Here is a 20,511-nt window from a genome sequence, read left to right as displayed (position 1 = left end):
GAGGAGAGCATATGTTAGGAGCAGACGGCTTAAACCTCGCTTTGATGGTAGCTGATTCCGGAATCATTGATACCGCGATGAATGATCTCATCGCTCGTTCTCAAGTCATGATGGCTGCAGAGAACAAAGGTGTGAAAACATCAGTGAAAAACCACTTAGTCAAATGGCGCGGTAAAGTAAAAAAACGCGTCACCAAGGTGTGTGAAACTGATCGATTCCAAGAGGAAATCGCCCTTTATCAAGAAGTGATTTACTGGGATGAACCTCAGTTCTTTGATGAGATAGACAGTGTTATCAAAAAGCTCGAGTGGCACTCAGCGTTTTATCTACAAGCTCGACGCCTTATGGAGAACAACAAGGGTGTTTATAACGCGATGTTTCCACACTACTTTTGCGACCAATGGTACCAATCACTTTCTGATGCGATTAAACAAGCTCAAGTAACTGAACTTGAAACAAGCAAAGAAAAAGTCTTAGCCGATCTTTATCAGCGCATGGAAACCATGAAAAACATGGATAAAGTGACTGAGTCGGGTGATGAAGGCAGTGTAGGGCGCTTGTGGGACATGGCTTCTGCCAAATTAAGCAAAACAGACCTTACCATCATGAAACGTCATGCTGAGTTCTTGAATAAGCACAAGGGCTTGCAAGAGATCGCTGAAAAGCTAGGCCGTATGGCTGGTGAGGAAGATGATCCTTCGCTACACAAAGCCCCTGTAGAAGAATTGCAGGTGGTTGAAGAGAAAAGCGATGAAGCGGTCGATGATATTGTCGGGATTCATGAAAGTGATGACCTTAACAAGATGCTGCCAAACGAAACCATGTTCTTAGCTTATCCTGAACTTGAGGTTATCTTTTACAAGCACTTGGCCGACAAGCGTTTACTGAGCTATCGCTCGCAAGGCAAATCACGCACGTTACGCAAAGTGAAGGCGCAAAAACCAGATAGCAAGAACATCGATATTGAAAAGGGCCCGTTTATAGTCTGTGTGGACGCTTCGGGTTCTATGAGTGGTTTCCCTGAGCAGTCTGCTAAAGCAATGGCTTATGCCTTAATGCAAATTGCTCTTGCAGAAGAGAGAGACTGTTATGTGATTCTTTTTTCTTCTGAGCAGATTACCTATGAGTTAACAAGGCAAGATGGCCTACGTGAAGCGAGCGACTTCTTAAGTTACTCATTCCACGGCGGTACGGATTTGGAACCTGTTCTCATGAAGTCGATTGACCTAATGACTGGTGATAAATACAAGAATGCCGATTTAATCGTACTTTCTGACTTTATTGCGCCGAAACAATCAGACGAAATGATTGCTCAGGTTGAAAAGTTGAAAGAACACAAAAACCGTTTCCATGCGGTTAGTCTTTCTAAGTATGGCAACCCTCAACTTATGACTATGTTTGACCACTGCTGGGCGTATCATCCGAGTCTTGTCGGTCGTTTTATGAAGAAGTGGTAGCGCTAGAACATCTTGTTTAACTCGATTTTGCTGTGTGTTTTTTGATTAAAGAGATCGAACATGCAGCAATTTGATTTAAATGTCAGCAAACGGAATTTAAATTCACTTTTTTGTTTGACTATCTCCCCTCAATCCGTAAAGTAGGCACCCGAACACAGCGGTGCGGCTTACTTAAGTCCCTAAAGTGTTGAATTAAAAAGGCGCCTTGGCAGAGTGGCTATGCAGCGGATTGCAAATCCGTGGACCTCGGTTCGACTCCGGGAGGCGCCTCCATTCTTTTTCTTAGCTTGATAAGTTAAGAGATATTAAGAATGAAAATGCGATACTAGCTCAGTTGGTAGAGCGCAACCTTGCCAAGGTTGAGGTCATCGGTTCGAACCCGATGTATCGCTCCAAATTTTGTAGTGTTGATTCATTTTGACATTAAGATGGTGTTTTACTTTTCAGTAATCGGCATCGCAATAAAGAATTGCGTGCCCTGGTGGTGGAATTGGTAGACACAAGGGATTTAAAATCCCTCGACGTTCGCGTTGTGCCGGTTCAAGTCCGGCCCGGGGCACCATCTATTTGATTATTACCTCGCTTGGTATTGATCAAAAGAGTTGTTCTCTTAAAACACTATTGAAGGCGCCTTGGCAGAGTGGCTATGCAGCGGATTGCAAATCCGTGGACCTCGGTTCGACTCCGGGAGGCGCCTCCATAATTCAGAAAAAACCAGTCCTAGTGACTGGTTTTTTCGTTTCTGGCCCCGCTAAAAGCTTCCTACGTACCCATTTCAATGCTTATCAAAGAAATCTTTGTTACGGATATACTTGCTCATCAAGTGGTAAGAGAAAGGTCTTATCAGCCAACTAAAGATAGAGCGACCAAGGCGGATTAATGTAGGAGTGTTCTCATAGATTCGTCCGTTATAAAGCCAAAGCACTTTACCTACATGCCAATAGAGCAAAGGAACCGGTGGCATGAAGGTCACGATGTCGATGTCACAGCAAATTCGGTAGGTCTTCTTACTCATGCGATAGTGCTTTCGAAAGCTCCAATCACCAATGGCGGGTTGGCCAAAAGTCACTATTCGTTTAATACAGCCTGGGTACTTTTGATCAAAGTAATCAGCGAAGACACAACCGATAGCGCCTCCGGAAGAGTGGCCAGTAATAGACACTCTTTTTCCTTGTTCGATGAGAGGTGTGAGCGTGGCTTCCAAGCGCTCAATAACGGTTAAGCCAAGCTTATCTTCATTACGACTTGGCTGGCTCTCTTGAAACATTAGATGGTAGAAACCCGCATGCACACGATAATTGAGCCCAATTCTCTTACAGCTTCTTGTCCATAGAGCAAAGGTTAGTAGCCAATCTGAGATACTGTGCGATCCTTTGATTACCACAACCACTTCATCTTTGTCGCTACTCCACAACACTCTAATCATGGTTTTACCAAACTGGTTCTTGATGATGCGTTGTCCATTAGGGTCAAAACCATAGCGAGTCTGCTTAAAAACTCTAGGGTAGGCGAGGTTACAAAGAACGGCATAGCGCTCATATTGATATCGTTTTAGTGGTTTCACATGTTTACTTCTTAATAAGAGTTACTTCAAACTCTAATCGTTGAATGTGAAAAGCACATGAAAACGCCATTTTCTTGGTTTAAAACAATAAAATCACCGCATTCAATTGGTATTTGAATCAATGGTTGTCAGTGATTTGTCCGTTTAAATTAGAAATCCAAGTATAAGAACCGTACAAGCTGCACTAAATTTATTCTTTTGAGTTCGATAATTAATCACTTGAATTAAAAGATAAAATTTATTGTTGACGAATTTTTTCCTTCCGTTAAAGTACACCTCGTTCTCACGGCTTAGGTCGCTGAGAGATGGTGTTTTTACTTTTCAGTAATCGGCCTCGCAAGATTGCGTTGCCCTGGTGGTGGAATTGGTAGACACAAGGGATTTAAAATCCCTCGGCGTTCGCGCTGTGCCGGTTCAAGTCCGGCCCGGGGCACCATCTATCTAGCTTCTACATTTTGAGTAGAGTGATGAACAAAGAGTTGTTCTCTTAAATCACTATTAAAGGCGCCTTGGCAGAGTGGCTATGCAGCGGATTGCAAATCCGTGGACCTCGGTTCGACTCCGGGAGGCGCCTCCATTCTTTCTCTTAGTTTGATAAGTTAAGAGATAATAAGAATGAAAATGCGATACTAGCTCAGTTGGTAGAGCGCAACCTTGCCAAGGTTGAGGTCATCGGTTCGAACCCGATGTATCGCTCCAAATTTTGTAGTGTTGATTCATTTCGACATTAAGATGGTGTTTTACTTTTCAGTAATCGGCATCGCAATAAAGAATTGCGTGCCCTGGTGGTGGAATTGGTAGACACAAGGGATTTAAAATCCCTCGACGTTCGCGTTGTGCCGGTTCAAGTCCGGCCCGGGGCACCATCTATTTGATTATTACCTCGCTTGGTATTAATCAAAAGAGTTGTTCTCTTAAAACACTATTGAAGGCGCCTTGGCAGAGTGGCTATGCAGCGGATTGCAAATCCGTGGACCTCGGTTCGACTCCGGGAGGCGCCTCCACTATTCAAAGTTGAAAGGCCAGCAGAAATGCTGGCCTTTTTGCTATCTGAAATTCTAAACCCTCATGCTATGGTCAAACTTCCACGTATGCTCTCTAATCAGTAGCACCACTAGAACAAGCTATATCAGATCACTTTTGTGCCGGTCTTTTCCTTATGTAAACCTATCATTTGCTAAACAACCAACAGCATCTGTTAACCAATTGCGCCGTTTGTGAGTGGAATGAGTGGGGAATGGAAAAGGGCGACTGTCTTTTGCGTCATTAAATTCTTCATATTTATACATAGTTGCTCATGATCCTGTAACGCTTTCATGAGTTATTACACTTATTATGACCACAAGTGAAAATGATTGTCATTTACTTGTGTTACTGCTAACCTATTGTGAAACTTTACAACATCTTATCTACTGCACGAAAGTGTATATAAAACCCCGCTAAACCTTATTAAACCTACGGTTATTCGTTTGCTTCGTATGATAAATCAGCAGATCTACCTCTTTTGTCCTACCCCTTTAGGGTAGTTCGATTTCGTAATTGATTTACATCATATTTTCATTTTCTTTCATAATTCATTATTCGCTCAGTTAAGAAATATATAACCTTCAGGAATTCTTATGAGCAAGATGAAGCTAGTCGTAATCGGTAACGGGATGGTCGGCCATCGCTATATCGAAGATTTAGTCGAGAAGACAGACGTTGCTAACATGGACATCACAGTCTTCTGTGAAGAGCCTCGCGTAGCCTATGATCGTGTACACCTTTCTTCTTACTTTTCACACCATACTGCGGACGAACTTTCTTTAGTTAAAGAAGGCTTCTACGAGAAACACGGCATCAACATGCTGATCGGTGAGCGTGCTATTAACGTTAACCGTGAAAAGAAAACAGTTTACTCAAGTACTGGTCGTGAAATTCAATACGACAAGCTAATCCTTGCTACAGGTTCATACCCATTCGTTCCGCCAATCAAAGGTAACGAAGGTAAAGACTGTTTCGTTTACCGCACAATCGAAGACTTGAAAGCTATCGAAGCAACCGCTAAGAATTCTAAATCTGGTGTGGTTGTTGGTGGTGGTTTGCTTGGTCTTGAAGCTGCAGGCGCACTAAAAGCTCTTGGTGTAACCACGCACGTTGTTGAGTTTGCTCCAAAGCTAATGGCTGAGCAGCTTGACCAAGCGGGTGGTAACCAACTTCGTCAAAAAATCGAACGTATGGGCGTTAACGTACATACAAGTAAGAACACGCTTGAGATTGCTCCTGAAGGCACTGAAGCTCGTAACGTAATGCGCTTTGCAGACGGTACAGAGCTAGAAACTGATTTCATCGTATTCTCTGCTGGTATTCGCCCACAAGACAAACTTGCTCGTCAAATGGGGCTGGGTATTGCACCACGTGGCGGTATCGAGATTAATGATCACTGTCAAACGACAGACAAAGACATCTACGCAATCGGTGAGTGTGCGTCTTGGAACCAAACGTTCTACGGCCTAGTGGCTCCTGGTTACAAAATGGCAACGGTAGCGGTTGACCACGTTGTTGGTAACGAAAGCACATTTGAAGGTGCTGACATGTCTGCGAAGCTTAAGCTTTTGGGCGTGAAAGTAGGCTCTATCGGCGATGCGAACGGTCGTACTCCTGGCTGTAAGAGCTACGTTTACCAAAACGAAGAACAAGAAGTTTACAAGCGTCTAATCGTTTCTGAAGACAACAAGAAGCTGCTTGGTGCAGTAATGGTTGGTGACACGTCTGACTACGGTGATCTTCTACAGCTTATGCTGAACGAAATCGACCTACCAGAACACCCAGATGCATTGATTCTTCCTGCTCATGCTGGTGCTGAAAAGCCAACACTTGGCGCGGATTCTCTTCCTGAGTCTGCTGTTATCTGTTCTTGTTTCGATGTGACTAAAGGCAAGATCGCTCAAGCGGTTGCTGAAGGTCACCACACAATCGGTGATATCAAAGCAGTAACAGGCGCAGGTACTGGTTGTGGTGGTTGTATTCCACTAGTGACTTCAGTACTAAACGCTGAACTTGCTAAAGCTGGTGTTGAAGTGAAGAACGACGTGTGTGAGCACTTTGCATACTCTCGCCAAGAGCTTTTCCACCTAATTCGCATCGAAGAAATCAAAACGTTCGATGAGCTATTAGAGAAATACGGTAAAGGCTACGGCTGTGAAGTATGTAAGCCTCTAGCAGGTTCTATCCTTGCTTCTTGCTGGGGTGAACACATCCTTAAGCCTGAATTAGTGAAGCTGCACGATACCAACGACAACTTCCTAGGTAACATGCAAAAAGACGGTACTTACTCTGTAATCCCTCGTATGGCGGGTGGTGAAGTAACACCTCAAGCACTAAGCGTTCTTGCTGATGTTGCTGCTGAATACAACTTGTACACCAAGATCACAGGTGCACAACGTATCGGCCTATTTGGTGCTCAGAAAGATGACTTACCAGCAATCTGGAAGAAGTTAATCGCTGCAGGTTACGAAACGGGTCAAGCTTACGCAAAAGCACTTCGTATGGCGAAAACATGTGTAGGTTCTACTTGGTGTCGTTACGGCGTTCAAGATTCAGTTGGCCTAGGCGTGATGATCGAGAACCGTTACAAAGGCATCCGTACTCCTCATAAGATGAAGTTTGGTGTGTCTGGCTGTACTCGTGAGTGTGCTGAAGCTCAAGGTAAAGATTTAGGTATTATTGCGACTGACGCAGGTTGGAACATGTATGTATGTGGTAACGGTGGTATGAAACCTCGTCACGCAGACTTACTGGCAAGCGACCTAGACCAAGAAACGCTAATCAAGTACATCGACCGTTTCATGATGTTCTACATCCGCACGGCTGCGCCATTACAACGTACTTCGGTATGGATGGACAACCTAGAAGGTGGTGTTGATTACCTACGTGAAGTGATTGTAGACAACAAGCTTGGTATCAATGACCAACTTGAAACTGACATTGCTGGCCTAGTTGATAACTTCGCTTGTGAATGGACAGATACAATCAACGACGAAGCTCAACTTAAGCGCTTTGCACACTTCATCAATGCTGATGACCGCGATGATAACGTTGTGTTTGTTGAAGATGGTCGTGAACAACACCGTCCTGCGACATTCACTGAGAAACACCCTGAAGCCATTACTTCAAAGCATCAGGGCGACATCATTCACGTAGAATCTGTTTAATTGGGAGACGACATCATGGCATTTACCAAAGTTTGTAAGATCGAAGACATTATCCCAGGTACAGGTGTTTGTGCGTTGGTTAGTGGTGAGCAAGTGGCTATCTTCCGCCCAACTGAGGCTGAAGAAGTATTCGCGATTAGCAACACAGACCCATACTTCCAATCTAACGTGCTATCACGTGGTTTGATTGTTGAGCACAAAGAAGAGCTTTGGGTAGCAAGCCCACTTAAGAAGCAACGCTTTAACCTAGCAACAGGTGTGTGCATGGAAGACGAGAACTTCAACGTGAAAGCGTACAAAGCTCGTGTTGCCAAAGGCGCTGTAGAAATCTCTGCTTAATCTTCGGATGAGTAAGATTTGATAGTTCAAGGGTTCTAGTTCTCGATATTGCCTTAACTCGGCAACTAGAGCCTTTTCCTATCCAATTTTAACTTTTAATTTAAACTTTTTAAGGACAACCTTATGTCTCCTGATTACAAACCAGCTGAATTCGTTCAAACGATGATTGATGTGGGTGAAGCGAAAACGAAAACAAGTACTCGCGATCTTCTGATTCGAAGCACTATGGCTGGTATCATCCTTTCTCTAGCGGTTGTTGTTGCTATTACAGCAATGGTTCAAACCGGTATTGGCCTTGTTGGCGCACTTGTGTTCCCAGTTGGCTTCGTCATTCTAAGTGTAATGGGTTATGACCTAGTAACTGGCGTATTCGGCCTTGCACCTTTAGCGAAATTCGACAACCGCCCAGGTATTACTTGGGGTCGTATCCTACGTTGTTGGGGTATTGTTGGTCTTGGTAACCTTATCGGTTCTTTGATTGTTGCTTTCCTTGTTGCAGTATCACTAACGGGTAACTTCTCTTTAGAACCAAACGCTGTTGCTCAAAAGTTCATTGCTGTTTCTACAGGTCGTAGCCTAGGTTTTGAAAACATGGGTATGGACGGATGGATCACGTGTTTCGTACGCGGTATCTTCTGTAACCTTATGGTATGTCTAGGTGTGATTGGCAACATGACTGCACGCACAGTATCTGGCCGCGTAGCAATGATGTGGTTCCCAATCTTCATCTTCTTCGCACTCGTATTTGAGCACACAGTGGTAAACATGTTCCTATTCCCACTAGGTATGATTCTTGGCGCTGATTTTGGTATCGCGACATGGTTGAACTTCAACCTTATCCCAACAATCCTAGGTAACATCGTTGGTGGTCTATTAATGACGTGTGTTCCTCTATACCTAACTCATGCTAAAACAGCTCCTTCTCTAGGCGCTAAGTAATTAGATAGTTCTAGGTTAATGAGCAACTAATTATGTGTGTTAAGCCCCAAGCTGTTGATTTGGGGCTTTTTTGATCTTAACACTCTCTACTTTGATAACCGTGCACCTAAGGCGAGCAATGTGTGCTTGATGATGGTGCAAATGTCAGGGTTTTCCAACGTAATAGATTGTTTTGTTATATAAACTTCTATCTTGATTAGAATTAATCGTAAAGTTTTATGGCAACAACTGATAGTCTAAGAAGTAGGGATATTGGTGATTCATACAACGATGAATCGTCATACAGAATTAAGCTTGAAATATAACAAGCTAACTTTCGGAGCAAAGCATGTCAGAAGTATCGCCATCGAATGTTAAAACAGGAAACACAGGATTTGTTTCATTAGTAGGTGCAGGTCCGGGCGACCCAGACTTACTTACGTTAAAAGCGGCACGAGTGATTCAACAAGCAGACGTGTTGGTTTATGACCGTTTGGTATCAAAAGATATTTTGGCGATGGCTAATCCAGAAGCAGAAATGCTGTATGTGGGCAAAAAGCTTGATCATCACTGTGTACCGCAAGATCAGATCAACCAACTATTAGTGACCAAAGCGCAAGAGAACAAGCACGTAGTACGCCTAAAAGGTGGTGACTCGTTTATCTTTGGTCGTGGTGGTGAAGAGTGTGAAACGCTAGCTGAGAATGACGTGAGATTTGAAGTGATTCCGGGCATCACAGCTGCTGCCGGAGCAACGGCTTATGCGGGCATTCCGTTGACGCACCGTGATCATGCACAAAGCGTGCAGTTTATTACAGGTCACTTGAAGAAAGATGGCGAAGATATTGACTGGCAATCTCTTGCTCAGCACAACCATACCATCGTGTTTTACATGGGCTTGAAAGAGAGTCCGAACATTCAGAAGAATCTACTCGATAATGGTATGCGAGCTGACATGCCAGTTGCGATCATCGAAAACGGTACACGCCAAGAACAAAAGGTGTTTAGAGGTGGGTTACGTGATTTAGCTGACCTTGCGAGCGTCGCAAAGAGCCCAGCGCTGATTGTTGTAGGCAGCGTGGCTCAGCTCCATGAAAAACTTGCTTGGTTTAACAAACAAGCTTGATCGTTTGACCTTCTAATTGGATCTCTAAGCCACTACTGAGTCCATCAAGAATCAAATACTGCAGCGGCTGCCTTGTCGCTGCATTTCTTGTTGGCGCATCGGCATTTCGTCAATGATATTGGTGATCTGTTTCCAATCTGTTTTGCCACTCCATCGGTGCTTCTCTTTCCCGTCTTTACCAATCAAAACAGCGGTATGTGATCCTTTCGGGATCTCGTAAATACTGGTGACTGCTTCTAAGTTAAACTCTTCTTCTAACCAAGTTGGGACTGTGTAACCACTCTCAGCAATAACCATAATGACGACATCTCGTTCGTCCAATTGACAGTTATTGAGCAACACTTCGTTCAGAAACTCTTTAACGATTGAATCTTCCTTTGGAGCGAAATAAATCACACTGCGGTGTGGCAAAGGCTTTGAGTGAGAATAAGCGGGGTAGGCGAGTACTGAATTGATGGTTAAGCTCATGATTATTACCGTGCTGATGGTCAGTAGTTTAAGCAAACTAAACCAGCTACCAGAGTTTGATGGTTGATTTAAAGTTTGCATCGCTTTGGTTGTGTCGATGCTTACGATCGAATTGTGTGTTTGTCGGTGCAGCATTGCCAACCTCCCTTTAAAAACTCTAAGCCTGAGTACGATTTGAACGCTACGTAAAGAAGAAGGTGAAGATCAGAACCACCTAAGAAACGCTCAAAACAAATCCACTTACAATAAGCATAGTTAGGATTACGTAAAGACACTTAGCTTTACGCTAAAGATATTAGATTTACGTTAACGATAGCTGGCAGGTTCATTTTTATTGAGTAAAGCGACTCGCATTTTACAATTGAATAGAATAGGGTATACGGAAAATCTAAAGGTATGAATTTATGGAAAACATAGCAATTTTGGTCGACGTTCAGAACGTTTACTACACGACGCGCGACAAATACCGTTCTAACTTCGACTATAACCAGTTTTGGTATGTTGCCACGGAAGGGCGTAACGTTATTGCAGCTAATGCTTACGCAATCTCAAGCCAAGATCCAAAGCAGCGTCAATTTCATCATATCCTTCGTGGTGTGGGCTTTAATGTGAAGTTAAAGCCGTTTATTCAGCGTCGAGATGGCAGTGCAAAAGGCGATTGGGATGTGGGTATTGCGTTAGACGCGATAGAACTTGCTGAGACGGTTGATACGATTGTTTTGGTATCAGGAGACGGTGATTTCGAAATCCTTGTAGAGCGAATCAAAGAGCGCTTTGGCAAGCCTGTTGAAGTGTATGGTGTTCCCGGGTTAACTGCTCAAAATCTTATCGATTCTGCATCAAAATTTGTACCGATTGAAAAAGATTTTCTTCTATAGAGGAAATCGGGCACTTTATAATTGAAATCAATAATAACGATAATTAGAATGCAAACAGTTCTTATTTATCGGTATGTGTAATGTCTCGCGTTTTAGTTGTTGATGATGATATTCAGTTGTGTGAATTACTGGGTGAAGTGTTAGAAAATGAGGGGTATCACGTTGATACTGTTCATTGCGGTGAATCCGCGCTTGAGTTTATTCAATCTCACCCTGTCGATTTGGTTCTACTCGATGTAATGCTTCCGAACCTAAGCGGCATTCAAGTAGCAAGACGTATTTGTCAGCGTTTTGCTACTCCCATTCTTATGCTAACCGCGCTTAACGACGATGCCTCAATGCTCGATGGCTACCAAGCAGGCGCCGACCAGTACATCGCTAAACCTTTCAATGTTCCTGAACTCTTAACCCGTATTAAGGTGATCTTGCGCCGAGTGGGTTTTGAACGCCAAAGACAATCTTTAGCTTCCTCTAATCACGGCTTGTGTGAACAACTCTCTCGTTTGCCATTAACTGGCACTGAAAAAGACTTGCTTGATTATTTGGTCAAAAATGACGGTATTGTCGTCTCAAAATCTGATCTGCAAATCCATGTACTCAAGAAAGAATTGTGTCCCTTCGATCGTAATTTAGATATGCATATCAGCAATATACGTAGAAAGCTCGTTCAGGCAGGTTTGTCTAAACAACATATAAAAACCGTTCGTGGTAAAGGTTACAGTTACCTAGAGTCGGTCGGAGCATGAGTAAAAAACTGCTGCGTTGCCCTGATTTTATTGCTAAGCGTAAAGACGGACTCACTTTCCAACTGTTCAGTTACCTGACCGTCATTTTGGTGAGTATTTTGATCCTGCAAGGTGTTGCTGAAAGAGCCTTGATGAAAGCGCTGCTTAAAGTGCCAGAATCGGTAAAAGCGGAAATGCTCGACCTTGCTTACCAAGCGAATGTGTTGATTGAAGAAGGGGACATGGATGAACTTGCGGACTGGGGTAATGCTCAGCAGTATTATCTGTTCGTCATCGATAAAGACAATCGCCCGATCACACATCGTCACATGCACCCGCATTTTGAATTTAAGCTCAAATACTTAAGAACGTTAGATCACCAACTTAGTGATCGTGTGAGTAAGCCGATCTTCGGTCTACCACTAGATAACGGTAAAACACTGGTTATCCAACTACCGCACCAGTTTCACCCCGCAAAATCTTTTGCGCCATACTCCTATATGCTTAAAGCGCTGATTGCATTGGTCGTATTGTCTCTGTTCTCGATTATCATGGCCAAAAGCCTGCAGCAGCCGTTGGATCGATTGAGAGAAGCGAGCCGCAGACTGGCTCAAGGTGACTTCACTGTTAGTGTGGTGTCGGAGCTAAATTCCACCACGCGGGAGTTCAACGAGCTTGCCCACGATTTTGATCATATGACCTTTGAAATTAAATCTCTGGCTGAAAAGCAACGTCGTTTGATTCGTGATGTGTCACACGAGTTAAGAACGCCATTAGCAAGGCAAAACCTCGCTCTGCACCTGCTGCGCAGCAAGGTTGATGATAAAAGCATTGGTTTGCTAGAACGAATGGAAAATGAAACAGAAGAGATGAATAAGCTGGTGGGTGAGATACTTGAATTTAGCCGCTTAGAAACCTCTCGCTATGTCTCCAAGTTAAGCTTAATGCACCTTGAGCACTATTGTTCAATGTTGATCGCGCAGATGCAAAACGATTTAAAACCGAATCAAACTTTGATTGGCTCTCTAGAGACACCGACTTCAATGGTTAACGTTGATGAGAGGCTGCTGCTTCGAGTGATTGGTAACTTGGTCGGGAATGCCATTAAATACGCGGGTGAGAACGCTCATGTTGTCGTGACGACATACGAACAGGTCACAGATAAACGTTACAGTGTCATATGTGTAGAAGATGACGGTGATGGCATTCCTCATAACAAGATTGCAGGTATATTCGACCCGTTTACACGAATAGAATCAGCCCGAGACAAACAGTCTGGCGGTTACGGTCTAGGCCTTGCGATTGTTAAAGAAGCGATGGGTGTGATGAATGGACATGTAAACGCTGAGAATAGAGAAGGTGGGGGGCTGAGAGTGAACTTGATGTTCCCAATCGGTGATTAGCTTTCTTTATTGAGAAGAACGCTAAATAGATAATTGACCCAACTCAGTTGTAATGACTTAAGCGATACCCAATAAAAAACGCCACTGCATCTGCAGTGGCGTTTTTCTTTATGCGCTTTGGTATGGGCTAGGCGTAGCCATTAATTACGCCTGAGCTTGAAGACAAGAGCATAAGATAAGCGAGATTATGCCTGTTGGCGAGCTAGCTTAACTTCTTCTTCTTTCTCACCTGCTGCTGGGTCGTTGAAGCGAGACTCGTCTAGAGCGCCTTCAGACTTAGCAACGATGATAGATACGGCACTATCACCTGTGATGTTTACAGCGGTACGAATCATATCAAGAAGGCGGTCAACACCCATGATTAGAGCAATACCTTCAAGCGGTAGACCAACTTGGTTCAATACCATCGCTAGCATAACAAGACCAACACCAGGGACACCTGCAGTACCAACAGACGCCAGTGTCGCCGTTAGGATAACCATTAGGTAATCACCCATTGAAAGGTCGATGTTGTACGCTTGCGCGATAAACGCCGTCGCAACACCTTGCATGATTGCAGTGCCGTCCATGTTCACAGTTGCACCTAGTGGTACTGTGAAAGAAGCGACTTTGTTGTCTACGCCCATACGGTTCTTAGCCGTTTCCATAGTTACTGGAATTGTTGCGTTCGAAGATGCTGTTGAGAATGCAAACATGATTGCATCTTCCATCTTACGTAGGAACGTAATCGGACTAAGACCTGTGAATCCTTTAAGCATCGCACTGTAAGTCACCAAGCCATGCAACAGCAGGGTACCAGCAAGCACTAAGAAGTATTCTGCTAGGTTCCAAATTGCACCTAAGCCAAGGCCAGAGAACAGTTTCGCCATCAAGAAGAATACGCCGTAAGGAGCAAGGTTCATTAGTAGCGCAACTAGCTTCATGATCACTTCGTTTAGATCAGAGAAAACTGCAGCGATACGTTCACCGGGTTTGCCCGCTGCACTGATTGCGATACCAAACAACACTGCAAATACGATAACTTGTAACGTTTTGCCCTCAGCCATCGCCTGAATAGGGTTGGTTGGGAACATGTCGATGATTACTTGGCCCAGAGAAGGGGCATCCGCTGATTTGAAAGAGCTCGCAGCAGTAAGATCCGCACCAGCTCCAGGTTGGAACAGGTTACCGATAGTTAATGCTAGAGTGATGGCAACGGCAGTAGTACCGATATAAAGTGCAAGCGTTTTGCCACCCATACGGCCAAGAGTTGATAAGTCTTTAAGAGAACTTGTACCGCACACTAGTGAAACGAAGACTAGAGGCACAACAAGCATTTTTAAACTGGCGACAAAGATTTGTCCGCCCACTTCAAAGAGTCCGTTAACGATGTAGTTGTTAACAAATCCGTTGTCTGCAAAAAGGGATTGAATGGCGAATCCCGTTAATATACCTACGACCATACCGAGGATTACTCGACCAGTCAGAGACATAGGTTTCTTGGTATTCATTTAGAACACTCCTTATTATTTATAACTTTGATACCTTTTCAAAGTGAGCAGGAGATTAGCAGTCGGATAATCAATTCGAAAAACAAAAAATGAGTTTGGAATTATAGATGTGATCAAAATCACTGATAATTGTGTAAATTAAACAAATAAAAACAAAATAATTCACTATTTATTTACATTTATCGAGGCTTTTATACATAAAAACATCGTTTCAAAGGTAGTAAATAAGATAGAAGGTTTTCTTATCGGTTTTGGGGTTGGATTGATGGAGCAAATAACCTTGTAATAAAGTGTTGTGCACTTATTTGTGAATGAATCATTAAGTCAGAGGATCAAATGATGTGTTGAACGACAATTTCTGGTGGAGAGGACAAAGTCTTTCTAAGCGCTTTACAAAACTTTACGAATGCAAAGAATGTAAATTTAATGCAAATGGTAATAATTATCACTTATATTCACCTCCGAAATGACTCAGTGGTACCGGAAACGGGACAACAACGGACACAACAAAATAAAAAGTGTTCGAATAAAAGAATAAATCGGAGTAAAGGACATGTTTTCAAAGAGCCCATTGGCTTTAGTGATCGGCGCGGTACTAGCTTCACCGGCAGTACTGGCAGAAACAGTAAAAACAGATGAACATATGGTTGTTGAAGGTCGAGATTACGGCTACAAAGCCGACACGAACACAACAGCAATGCGCATGGAGGCGACTCAATTAGAGACTCCGGGACAAGTTTCAGTAATTGATGAGCAAATCATCGATGAACAGCGTGCAACAACCTTAGGTGACGTTCTTAAGAATGACGCGAGTGTCAGTGCTGGTGGTACTAGTCGTAACCGTGAGCGTTTTTCTCTGCGTGGTTTCTCGGTAGAGAGCTCTTCAGGCTTCCTGAAAAATGGCCAACAACACTGGTCTCACTACCGCCAACCAATCGAACTGCTAGAGCGTGTTGAAGTACTAAAAGGACCTTCTGGTCTTCTTTACGGTATTTCTGCACCAGGTGGTTTGATCAACATGGTAAGCAAAAAGCCAACTTACGATAAGCAAGTAAGTGTTAGCCAAGATATTGGTTCTAATGACCATTCTCGTACAACGGTAGACGTAAGTGGCGCTTTGAACGACGCTGAAACTCTACGTGGTCGCGCGATTCTATCTAAAGAAAGCTACGGCTCTTGGAGAACTTATGGTGACGGAACTGAACCACAAACAGAACGTTTTGTTGGTGGTGTATTCGTTGATTACGATGTAACTGAAGACGTGACAGTTTCTGTTCATTACGACAAAACTAACGACGAAGGTAGCGTAGATTCTGGCGCTTTATACACGCTAAACGGCAACCGAGTAGGTAGCGACAAGCACATCTGGGATGCACAGTGGTCACAGATCGAGAATGATGTTGAGAACGTTGGTTTTGATATTGCTGCTAACCTGACTGATACATGGTCATTAAAAACAGGTTTCAACTACCAAGATTTCGAACGTATTGATATGGAAAGCTACCCAAGCTTTTCAAATATGAATCCTGATGGTACGGGCACCGTGACTCAAGGCGGTAACTACCGTCATGATAAATGGCGTTTCAGAACGGCTTACGTTGATCTAACAACAACCGCTGATCTTGCGGGCACAGAGCACCAACTATTATTCGGTGCTAACTGGTTAGGCTACAGCTATTACCGTGGTATGGATCGCTTCAGCAGCGCTGAATACGCACCAGATGCAACAGTACCAGCGCCGTCAGTGGGTCCAACATCGCTAGGTAAGATGAGTACTTACGATACTTGGGGCTTCTACATCCAAGATTTGATTACTATTAATGATGAATGGCAAGTTCTTGCGGGTGCTCGTTTCGACCGTAAAGTAAGTGATGGCGTAGCAGAAGAAAATGTAGCGCCTAAGCTTGGCCTGATTTACCACCCAGCATCAAACGGTAGTATCTACGCTTCTTACTCTGAAAGTTTCGAACCACAAGGTGTTGTGTCTAGCGGAAGCCGCAACTACACCAACGATGGCGAACTTCTTGACGCAGCAACGGGCGTGTCTTACGAAGTCGGTACTAAGTGGGAACTGATGGACGAACGTCTATTCGTTTCTGGTGCGGTATTCGATATTACCCAAGAAAACATTTCAATGGATGTAGAAGACACTTCATCAGGCGATTGGACGAAGACACAAGGTGGCGAACAAGTTCACCGTGGTGCTGAGCTAGCCGCACAAGGCTTTATTTCAGAGCGCTTCTCAATGTCTGGTTCTGCAATGTACTTAGATGCTGAAATCACGAACCATGAAACATATGAAGGTAACCGTCCAGTAGACGTACCTGAGTTTGCAGCAAGCGTTTGGTCTACCTATGCAGCAACAAACGAAGTTGATGTGAACCTGGGTCTTATCTACGAAGGTTCTCGTTACGGCGATAGCGCGAACACATTCAAGAAAGACGGCTACGCACGTGTAGATATGGGTGCTGCATACACGCTTAAGTACGACGATTCTCTTGATTTCGTAGCGCGTCTAACAGTCGAGAACGTATTTGATAAAGAATACCTAGCGGGTGGCGGTTCAACATCTTCAAACCACCAATTTGCTGAAGACGTAGTAATCGGCGAAGGCCGTAACTACATGGCGACTTTACAGGTAAAATACTAATTTGTTAGTAGGGTACTATTGTTAGCCTAAATACTAAGGGGAAAGTTTCGGCTTTCTCCTTTCGTGATTCTGCTATTCAGTAAAATATCCCTAGTAATGCGAGTGACTTTTAATGATAATGAGAGTGCTTATCAATAATAGTATTTATCAATAAAATGTATTTGACCTTCTTCTATAGTAAATGACTACAATTATGAATCTTTTAAAAACTAGCCTAGCGCTTGCCATCAGTTTGGTTGCAACGTCTTCTATGGCAAACAGCTTGGATCAAGCTCAATCAATTCAAAACAAGACCAATAACGCGTCGGCTTCGAGCCAAAAGGTTATTGATAAAAGCTCACAAGCGACTTTAATGCTGCAAGCTGAGATTGAGCGTCTGCAAGAAGAAGTTAAAAACCTAGAAATCTATCACGATCACCTTGCTGCATTAGTTGAGAGCCAAAACCAAGAAGCTCAAAGCATTGAAGAGCAGATCGAAGAAATCAAATACACACGCCAAGGTGTTGTGCCATTGATGTATCAAATGATCGATGGTCTTGAACAGTTGGTAGAGAAAGACGTGCCGATTAAGAAAGAACAGCGTCTAGAAAGAGTAGAAAAGCTACAAGCAATGATGACTCGTGCTGATGTGAGTGATGCTGAGAAGTATCGTCGTATCCTGGAAGCTTACCAAATCGAGATGGACTACGGCATCAAGCTCGGTGCTTACCAAGGCCGCGTTGCATTGAGCAACGACAGAACGATTGAAGCTGACGTGTTGCACCTAGGTCGTATCTCTTTGGTGGCTCGTAACCTAAATGGCAGCCAATATTGGTCTTGGAATCAAACACAAAATCAGTGGCAAGAGCTAGATTCTTCAATGAAATCTGAGCTAGATAAAGCTTACGACATTGCAAGCCAACAAGCGGCGCCAAGCCTAATTACTTTACCTGTTTCTTTAACTGTTGCGGAGGTTAAGTAATGAACTTAAAGCCATTAGCAGCATTGCTTTGCATTACATCACTTTCATTTTCAGCTTTCTCTGCATCAGATACGACGGCTCAGCTAGTTAATAAAGCAAAATCAGAGAGTCGAACTCAAGCTTCTCACAACGTAGTGCGTGAAGCTGATTTCAAAAAGACAGAACAAGAACTGAAAGCGATCAAAGCTCAGCTTGAAGCGAAGCGTACGTCTATCCAAGGTGCGACAGATGTTCTGACTCAAACGTTCAGTGATAACGAAAACAAGCTTGCTCGCTTAGAAGAGAAGCTGCGTTTAGAAACCGGTAGCTTAGGCGAGCTGTTCGGTGTCGTTCGTCAAAACGCAAAAGAACTCGGCGCAGAGCTTAGCTCAACCGTGAATAGTGTTGATCGTGCTGAACACACTGCAACTGTTGATCAAATCATTGATGCTAAATCACTGCCTTCAATGCCACAGCTGACCGGTTTGTGGATGAGCATGGTTGAACAGATCCAAGCGAGTTCTGAGCTTAGCAAATCTCAAATTGCATTCATTAATGGTGAAGGCAATACAAACAAGGTTGACGCTTACCGACTAGGTTCGATTGGTCTTGTGACAGAGCAAGGCTATGTTAGCTGGAACACTCAGCGTGAAGATGCGATCGCTTACCTTAAGCAACCACAAAATGGTCCAACGTTAGCGTCACTTTCTTCGTTAGCGAATGGTGAAGTATCTAACGTGGTTGTCGATCCTTCTCGCGGGTTTATGCTAGAGCAATTAGCACTTACGCCAAGTTTAACTGACCGTCTACAAGCGGGTGGTGTGGTTGGTAAAGTGATTCTTGGCCTACTAGCTATTGGTCTAATCATCGCATTAGTTCGTGGTGTCTCTCTTGCTATCGCACGCCAGAAAATTCGCGCGCAACTTAAGAACCCTGAGCAAGCGGGTGATAACCCACTAGGTCGTGTTCTTGCGATGTACAACAAGGAACAAAACCAAACGGTTGAAGCGTTAGAGTTGCGACTTTTAGAAGCGGTAGTTGATGAGCAGACTCACCTAGAGAAAGGTCTATCGATGCTTAAGCTATTGGCGGCACTAGCACCAATGTTGGGCCTTTTAGGTACAGTAACCGGCATGATCGAAACATTCCAAGTGATCACTCAGTTTGGTAATGGCGACCCTAAAGTTATGGCGGGTGGTATCTCGATGGCGCTTGTAACTACGGTACTTGGTCTGGTTGCGGCAATGCCTCTTCTACTGGCACACAACATTCTTAGCACTCAAGCAGAAAACATTCGCAATATTCTTGAGAAGCAAGGTATTGGTCTTGTTGCTGAGCAGGCTGAAAAGACCGTTGAATCAAACGCTGTTGTTTCACCAGTTGGGACTGCTGCGTAATGGATATTTTGTCGGGTTCTCTATTACCAGCGAGTTGGTTAACGAGTGACTGGCTGCTGTCTTTATCAAGCTTTATGGAGCAGGGCGGTTTCGTCCTGTGGTGGCTAGCGGCTGTCGTCCTAGTGTATTGGGTGCTTGTGGTAGAACGTGTGCTTTATCTTGCGTTCTACTTTCCTAAGCAACGCCAAGCTTGGATAGCGAAATGGCATGAAAGAGAAGATCACTCTTCTTGGCATGCCAAAGCCATTCGTGAAGGTTGGTTAGGGCAAGCGAGTATCTTGCTTAACCAAAACTTGAATTTTATTAAGCTGTTAGTCGCTATTTGCCCGATGTTGGGCTTGCTCGGCACTGTAACCGGTATGATCTCTGTTTTTGATGTTATGGCGACACAAGGCAGCAGTGACCCTAAATTGATGGCTTCAGGTATCTCGTTAGCAACACTGCCAACCATGGCAGGCATGGTTGCAGCGTTAGCGGGCATGTTCGTTCACGCTCGCTTAGCGAAAGTATGTAACCGCTTAGAATTGAAATTAGAAAAATCTTTAAGGAGTCAACGATGAGACTCGGTCGACGTCATTCTAAAAACGAAGAGGCTCAAATAGACCTTACTTCGATGCTTGATATTGTCTTTATCATGCTTATTTTCTTTATTGTGACCAGTTCATTTGTTCGTGAGTCAGGGGTGGAAGTCAATCGCCCACAAGCTTCTAACGTAGTAAGCCAAAAGGATGCAGGCATCTTTGTTGCGATTACTTCTGCAAACGACATTTTCATCGACAAGCGTGTCGTAGATGTTGAACGTGTCCAAGCGACGTTAGAGCACTTGTTGCTAGAACAACCTGATGCTTCTTTGGTTATTCAAGCGGATGAACACGCTTACAACGGTACTGTTGTTAAAGTGATGGATGCCGCGAAAGGTGCAGGTGTTAAAAACATTGCGCTTGCTGCTGATAAGCGATGATC

At 43.8% G+C, this 20,511-nt stretch carries 16 protein-coding genes and 9 tRNA genes; 22 read left to right on the top strand and 3 right to left on the bottom strand.

All coding sequences use genetic code 11. The annotated features are described in order from the left end of the window. Nucleotides 1–11 precede the first annotated feature (11 nt). The 5 genes from viaA to BCU07_RS11680 all read left to right on the top strand — a co-directional run bounded on the left by viaA (nt 12) and on the right by BCU07_RS11680 (nt 2,157). Nucleotides 12–1,457, top strand: coding sequence for an ATPase RavA stimulator ViaA (gene viaA, locus BCU07_RS11700; RefSeq protein ID WP_017064542.1), 1,446 nt, complete (start codon nt 12–14; stop codon nt 1,455–1,457). A 199-nt stretch (nt 1,458–1,656) separates the two neighbouring features. Then, nucleotides 1,657–1,730, top strand: a tRNA-Cys gene (locus BCU07_RS11695). 46 nt (nt 1,731–1,776) lie between these two features. Beyond that, nucleotides 1,777–1,852, top strand: a tRNA-Gly gene (locus BCU07_RS11690). A gap of 80 nt (nt 1,853–1,932) precedes the next feature. Further along, nucleotides 1,933–2,019, top strand: a tRNA-Leu gene (locus BCU07_RS11685). Between the two features lie 64 nt (nt 2,020–2,083). Further along, nucleotides 2,084–2,157 (top strand) — tRNA-Cys (locus tag BCU07_RS11680). A 75-nt stretch (nt 2,158–2,232) separates the two neighbouring features. On the opposite strand, the gene BCU07_RS11675 is transcribed toward BCU07_RS11680, so the two are convergent. Then, nucleotides 2,233–3,021, bottom strand: coding sequence for a lipase family protein (locus tag BCU07_RS11675; RefSeq protein ID WP_017064543.1), 789 nt, complete (start codon nt 3,019–3,021; stop codon nt 2,233–2,235). 349 nt (nt 3,022–3,370) lie between these two features. On the opposite strand from BCU07_RS11675, the gene BCU07_RS11670 reads away from it, so the two are divergent. The 9 genes from BCU07_RS11670 to cobA all read left to right on the top strand — a co-directional run bounded on the left by BCU07_RS11670 (nt 3,371) and on the right by cobA (nt 9,597). Next, a tRNA-Leu gene (locus BCU07_RS11670) sits at nt 3,371–3,457 on the top strand. Between the two features lie 67 nt (nt 3,458–3,524). After that, nucleotides 3,525–3,598: transfer RNA gene (locus BCU07_RS11665), tRNA-Cys, on the top strand. A 46-nt stretch (nt 3,599–3,644) separates the two neighbouring features. Beyond that, nucleotides 3,645–3,720 (top strand) — tRNA-Gly (locus tag BCU07_RS11660). An 80-nt stretch (nt 3,721–3,800) separates the two neighbouring features. Beyond that, nucleotides 3,801–3,887: transfer RNA gene (locus tag BCU07_RS11655), tRNA-Leu, on the top strand. A gap of 64 nt (nt 3,888–3,951) precedes the next feature. Next, a tRNA-Cys gene (locus BCU07_RS11650) sits at nt 3,952–4,025 on the top strand. Between the two features lie 615 nt (nt 4,026–4,640). Continuing rightward, on the top strand, nt 4,641–7,214 hold the full coding sequence (nirB, locus tag BCU07_RS11645) for a nitrite reductase large subunit NirB (protein WP_017062560.1): 2,574 nt from the start codon (nt 4,641–4,643) through the stop codon (nt 7,212–7,214). A 15-nt stretch (nt 7,215–7,229) separates the two neighbouring features. After that, entirely contained in the window at nt 7,230–7,553 is a 324-nt protein-coding gene (gene nirD / locus BCU07_RS11640; protein WP_017062559.1) for a nitrite reductase small subunit NirD, read from the top strand. A gap of 123 nt (nt 7,554–7,676) precedes the next feature. After that, nucleotides 7,677–8,492, top strand: coding sequence for a formate/nitrite transporter family protein (locus tag BCU07_RS11635; protein ID WP_017062558.1), 816 nt, complete (start codon nt 7,677–7,679; stop codon nt 8,490–8,492). 328 nt (nt 8,493–8,820) lie between these two features. Next, nucleotides 8,821–9,597, top strand: coding sequence for a uroporphyrinogen-III C-methyltransferase (gene cobA, locus BCU07_RS11630; RefSeq protein ID WP_017066845.1), 777 nt, complete (start codon nt 8,821–8,823; stop codon nt 9,595–9,597). A gap of 51 nt (nt 9,598–9,648) precedes the next feature. Here the strand turns inward: cobA and BCU07_RS11625 are convergent, their stop codons facing one another. Next, a complete protein-coding gene (locus BCU07_RS11625) occupies nt 9,649–10,146 on the bottom strand; it encodes a DUF4174 domain-containing protein (protein ID WP_050546503.1) in 498 nt (165 codons plus the stop codon). Nucleotides 10,147–10,469: 323 nt separating this feature from the next. On the opposite strand from BCU07_RS11625, the gene BCU07_RS11620 reads away from it, so the two are divergent. The 3 genes from BCU07_RS11620 to BCU07_RS11610 all read left to right on the top strand — a co-directional run bounded on the left by BCU07_RS11620 (nt 10,470) and on the right by BCU07_RS11610 (nt 13,071). Continuing rightward, complete coding sequence (locus BCU07_RS11620; protein ID WP_010429860.1) at nt 10,470–10,943, top strand: NYN domain-containing protein; 474 nt, start codon at nt 10,470–10,472, stop codon at nt 10,941–10,943. An 80-nt stretch (nt 10,944–11,023) separates the two neighbouring features. Next, the gene (locus BCU07_RS11615; RefSeq protein WP_017062555.1) at nt 11,024–11,689 is read left to right on the top strand and encodes a response regulator transcription factor; all 666 of its coding nucleotides are present in this window, start codon (nt 11,024–11,026) and stop codon (nt 11,687–11,689) included. Beyond that, nucleotides 11,686–13,071 carry a sensor histidine kinase gene (locus BCU07_RS11610; RefSeq protein WP_102428348.1) on the top strand — a complete coding sequence of 462 codons (1,386 nt, stop codon included), beginning with the start codon at nt 11,686–11,688 and terminating at the stop codon, nt 13,069–13,071. Before BCU07_RS11615 ends, BCU07_RS11610 begins: the two co-directional genes overlap by 4 nt. Before the next feature lie 185 nt (nt 13,072–13,256). Here BCU07_RS11610 and BCU07_RS11605 read toward each other — a convergent pair whose 3' ends face one another. After that, on the bottom strand, nt 13,257–14,561 hold the full coding sequence (locus BCU07_RS11605) for a dicarboxylate/amino acid:cation symporter (RefSeq protein WP_017062553.1): 1,305 nt from the start codon (nt 14,559–14,561) through the stop codon (nt 13,257–13,259). 553 nt (nt 14,562–15,114) lie between these two features. Between BCU07_RS11605 and BCU07_RS11600 the strand changes: the two genes are divergently transcribed. From BCU07_RS11600 to BCU07_RS11580, 5 genes are all read left to right on the top strand, one after another. Then, complete coding sequence (locus BCU07_RS11600) at nt 15,115–17,211, top strand: TonB-dependent siderophore receptor (protein ID WP_102428349.1); 2,097 nt, start codon at nt 15,115–15,117, stop codon at nt 17,209–17,211. Nucleotides 17,212–17,404: 193 nt separating this feature from the next. Further along, complete coding sequence (locus BCU07_RS11595; RefSeq protein WP_017062550.1) at nt 17,405–18,172, top strand: DUF3450 domain-containing protein; 768 nt, start codon at nt 17,405–17,407, stop codon at nt 18,170–18,172. After that, nucleotides 18,172–19,548: a MotA/TolQ/ExbB proton channel family protein gene (locus tag BCU07_RS11590; protein WP_017062549.1), complete on the top strand. Its 1,377-nt coding sequence runs from the start codon at nt 18,172–18,174 to the stop codon at nt 19,546–19,548. Before BCU07_RS11595 ends, BCU07_RS11590 begins: the two co-directional genes overlap by 1 nt. Next, nucleotides 19,548–20,108, top strand: a complete 561-nt coding sequence (locus BCU07_RS11585; protein WP_010429842.1) for a MotA/TolQ/ExbB proton channel family protein — start codon at nt 19,548–19,550, stop codon at nt 20,106–20,108. The genes BCU07_RS11590 and BCU07_RS11585 overlap by 1 nt, the downstream gene beginning before the upstream one ends. After that, nucleotides 20,105–20,509, top strand: coding sequence for an ExbD/TolR family protein (locus BCU07_RS11580; protein ID WP_004739212.1), 405 nt, complete (start codon nt 20,105–20,107; stop codon nt 20,507–20,509). The genes BCU07_RS11585 and BCU07_RS11580 overlap by 4 nt, the downstream gene beginning before the upstream one ends. Nucleotides 20,510–20,511: the final 2 nt, after the last annotated feature.

Source organism: Vibrio sp. 10N.261.54.E10 (genome assembly GCF_002877735.2).
Taxonomy (GTDB): domain Bacteria; phylum Pseudomonadota; class Gammaproteobacteria; order Enterobacterales; family Vibrionaceae; genus Vibrio; species Vibrio crassostreae_C.
The sequence above is the reverse complement of the archived record's forward strand: the minus strand, read 5'-3'. Positions and strand labels throughout refer to the sequence as shown.